At 37.4% G+C, this 4,421-nt stretch carries 3 protein-coding genes; all 3 read left to right on the forward strand.

Features of this window, described 5'->3' with window-relative positions; genetic code table 11:
• Window positions 1-907, forward strand: a 907-nt coding sequence (locus ACQR30_RS05165; protein ID WP_429732246.1) for a DUF4998 domain-containing protein, incomplete at its 5' end; no start/stop codon positions are given.
• Window positions 908-1,064: 157 nt separating this feature from the next.
• The gene (locus ACQR30_RS05170) at window positions 1,065-1,964 is read left to right on the forward strand and encodes an AraC family transcriptional regulator (protein WP_429732249.1); all 900 of its coding nucleotides are present in this window, start codon (window positions 1,065-1,067) and stop codon (window positions 1,962-1,964) included.
• 216 nt (window positions 1,965-2,180) lie between these two features.
• Window positions 2,181-4,421: SusC/RagA family TonB-linked outer membrane protein (locus ACQR30_RS05175; RefSeq protein WP_429732252.1), on the forward strand; the 2,241-nt coding region annotated here is incomplete at its 3' end.

The raw sequence follows: 4,421 nt of genomic DNA on the forward strand, positions 1-4,421 counted from the left end.
TACGCAATCAAAAGATCCCAATATTGTAAAATATATCATTTACTGGAATAATCGAAAGCAACAAATGGAGGTCAGTGCGGATAAATTAAACGATACCCAAAAAGTGATGATTCCAAATTTGGCCGAAGGAGATTATACTTTTGAAATTATAGCTTTTGACAAAGCAGGAAACTCATCAAACCGAGGGACAACTTTAATAAGTGGATCCTCTCTGGGAAATGAATATGCGTCCAATCTATTCATCCGGGGGTTTAGTACGATCAATAGTCAATCAGGATTAATATTAGATTTTGAGCCGGTCGATACTTTGTGTAAAAAGACGATCCTTGAATATAAGAATCTACAAGGACAGCAAGAACAGCGCATCATTTCTGATGTGAATGAAAATCTGGACACACTGATGGATATCGACCCGTCTGTATCATCATTAAAAGTGACAACAGCCTATATGCCTGAAAAGGGCATTGATACCTTTTATGTCAATAAGGATTTCGCAGTAAATTTAGTTGCCGCAAGATATACATGTACCGGCAGTCTGGTGGATTATACGAATGCAGGACTTACCGGCCCTTACCCATGGAATGTGACACTGGAACAAATAACTATTCATCAATTGGCAATATATGATGAAGATTATTCAAAAGGTATATACCACAAGATAAAAAGTGGCACCAGCAATTCTTACTATGGTTCATTTGGCGTTGTTATAAATATGGACGATCAAAATAAAGTGGTCAGTGTTGAAAATAAATATGGCCAGCCGGCCTCAAATGGTCGATCCGGAGAACTTGACTCAACCGGCATTAATAAATTTGATCCCGTTTCTAAGATATTAAAAGTAAAATACTGGATGAATGAAAATGGCAATCATCGTACATTATTTGATGAGACTTTTACAATGAAATAATATTTCTGCAGCGCGAAAATTAAAAATTGCTTATTGAGCTTACATACTTCCGGTTGTACCATGCAGCCGGGAGTTATTTTGTAGTTACGATCAAGTAGATGTTATCATCTTTCTATAGATCATAAAAGTATTTGGAACAGTAAATAATTTTTTTTCAATGGACAATAATATATTCACCCAACATTTGGCTAATGAGAATTTGCAATGCTCAATAGACCACTTGATTTCTATAAAATCTGAAGTAGTAAATTCTGAGAAATCTTTTCCACTTAGTTTTCATCAATATTTTGAGATGGTATTCATTGAAAATTGCATAGGCAGGCGATTTGTTGGCGATCATATAGAGCATTTTGAAGGCACGGAGCTAATATTAATTGGGAATGGGTTACCCCATGCTTTTCAATATCTTAAACCTTTGGACCCCTTACAGACGGCCTCTGTTACCACAATACATTTTTTTCGTGATTTTTTGGGGAAGGATTTGATTGACGGCTCTAACTGGGGGGAATTAGGTCAATTAATTGTCTATGCCGCGAATGGAATTCTTTTTTCTGAGAAGAAAACTTTGGCTAAGGTAAAGCCCTTCATACAACAGATGCTTGATGTAAACGGATTAATAAGAGTTTCTTTATTTTTACAACTTCTCCATCTGCTTTTACAAACAAATTTTTTTAAGATATTAAGTTCGCCTGGCATTAATATTACGGAGGGTTTTGGAGATAAAATTAAGATCAACATCATCCTTACCTATATTTTTAAGAATTTCCGCGAGTCCCTAGCTTTGGAAGAAATTGCTCTAAAAGCAAACATGACTCCTTCTACATTATACCATTTTTTTAGATTGCGAACGGGGAAAACCATCATTCAATTTGTTAAAGAAGTTCGCGTAGGCTATGCCTGTAAATTATTGCTCATGAAACGATACGAGGTAACAGAAGTACTGTATTTATGCGGCTTTACCAATATCTCCGATTTTAATAAACAATTTAAAAAAATAAAAGATATTTCTGCCGATGAATTCGTAAAGCAATATTTTAAAAATTCCTTACCCCTTTAAAAAGAAATAATCGACCTGTTTAAAATTTCTATTTGTTCCCAAAATCAAGATAGATATCTTCTTCACAAATTTTAGATAAATAGATTAAAAAACCATCAATACTTGACAAATGGAAGGTTGGTTAACACCTCAGTTCAGACCTACCTTTAACAAACTATATAAAGCTAATTGCTTGTCTATAAAAATCATCATTAATTAAAACTTAAAGAGAATTCTATGAATCGATTAAACTGGAGGTTTTTTCTTTGGCCTGTTATGTTTTGTTGCTTTATTATTTTTTCAAATCAGCTTTTTGCACAATCTAAAACTATAAAGGCTACTGGAATTATTACAGACGCTAATTCCGTTCCCTTAGTTGGTGCAACTATTAGAGAGACGGGTGGAAGTGCGGCAACTCAAACAAACACTAGTGGACATTTTGAAATTTCAGTTCCACTGAATAGTAAGCTAACCATAAAAATGATTGGGTACAAAATGGCTGTTATAAAAGTGATATCTGAAAATCCTATTTATATTCGACTAGATTCCGCTGCCGCCAATCTTGACGATGTCGTTATAATTGGGTACACTTCACAAAAGAAAGAGCTACTAACGGGTGCGGTAAGTACTGTAAATGTTTCCCAAGCAATGAAAGAATTGCCGGTATCAAGTGCGGCGGATTTATTGGCTGGTAGAGCCGCCGGAGTACGCGTAAGCGACAATCCAGGCAGGCCTGGAACACAAAATTCAGTTTCTATACGCACTGCTTCTTCTTGGAACAGTCAACCTGTTCTATATGTGATAGATGGGATGATTAGGGATGCGGCTACTTTTCAAAATTTGGCTCCCAATGAGATAGAAAGCATGGCGGTGCTTAAAGATGCAGCGTCAGCAGCCATATATGGTGTTCGCTCTGATGGTGGCGTTATTGTCGTTACTACAAAACGAGGAAAGATAGGAACGCCGTCGATTGTTTATACAGTTGGATATTCAGCTGATTTTCCAACGCAACAAGTGCCATTGACAAATTTATATCAATCTGGTTTACTAACCAATCAGATGTATGCAAATGTGAATAGTATTGACCCACGGGTTTCAGCTACTCCACCCCAGGGTACTGCTTGGTCTCAACAAGAACTTGATTGGGCAAAAGCCATACCCGGACAAGGATATGACGCGCTGAAAACAGTATGGAATACTCCTTTCATTATGACGCATGGCATTACCATTTCCGGTGGAAAAGATAAGATAAAATATTTTGCCTCAGCCAACTATTATGATCAAGGAGGTTTTATGAAATCGACAGATTATAAAAAGTGGAATCTTAGACTGAATGTTACTGCCGATATTACATCTAATCTCCAATTATATACAGGCTTAGCGATGTCTAATGAAAACATGGCGGAAGCTCCAATTGAAGGAACAGATGCTACTTACACAAAGCTACGCGCTTCCTTTAACACTTTTCCTACTTACTCGACTGAAGGGGATAGGTATCTTTCATCTGGATGGGCGTATGGAAATGCTTCTGCGGAAGCCAATGGATTAATAGGTTACCAACATACAAATACGATAGATCCTCAAGCGAATATAAGCTTGACCTATCGATTGCCTTGGGTAAGTGGGTTGAGTTTTAAAGCTTCCTATATGGCAGACTGGTCAAACTCACATTATAAAGAATACGATGCGCATTCCACGTTTTGGCTTCCCGTTTTATCGGGTGCAAACAATCACATAGTAGATGCAAAGGACGCTGATTTAACGACCATGTTTACCAACACTAATTTTTGGGGATTGTATTCAACTGCAAAATGGCAAAACAATAACCAATTAAATTTTCAGGCATCCTACGTTAAAGATTTTGGATTGAACCATATAGATGCGGCTTTGGTTTTTGAAAAATCGCAAAGCAGTTATAGTTCTATGTGGAATCAAAATCAAGGATTCCCCGTATATCAAACGGATCAATATTGGGCCACCAATAGCGACCATGATGATATGTGGTCAGGGGGCGGCCCGGATTACTCGACCGGCCGGGCCTCTTATATTGGTCAAATCAATTACAGCTATGCGGAAAAATATTTATTAAACCTTTCTGTGAGAGAAGAAGGCTCTATGTATTTTGCTCCTAATGAAAGATGGGGGACGTTTCCTGCCGCCTCTGCGGGCTGGGTTTTGACGAAAGAAAATTTTTTAAAACATAATAAAATTATAACTAATCTTAAATTAAGGGCCTCTATAGGCTTAACGGGTAATGATGCTGTTGTGAGTGGATGGCAATGGCAGCAATCTTATAAATCGGGCGGCACTTATTATTTTGGCGATCCCTCGGCCTCTTCAAATGTGGGCATAAAATATGGGTCACTGGTAAATCCTAATTTGACCTGGGAGAAATCGTTGGGGTACAATGTGGGTGCCGATTTTGAATTTATTCAACACCTTTCTGGCTCTGTTAACTACTGGTTTAAACACACTTAT

The organism is Arachidicoccus sp. (assembly GCF_050436765.1).
GTDB lineage: Bacteria > Bacteroidota > Bacteroidia > Chitinophagales > Chitinophagaceae > Arachidicoccus.

Coding starts and splice junctions, on each gene's coding strand:
- ACQR30_RS05170 (WP_429732249.1), top strand. CDS start 1,065: ATGGACAATAATATATTCACCCAACATTTGGCTAATGAGAATTTGCAA.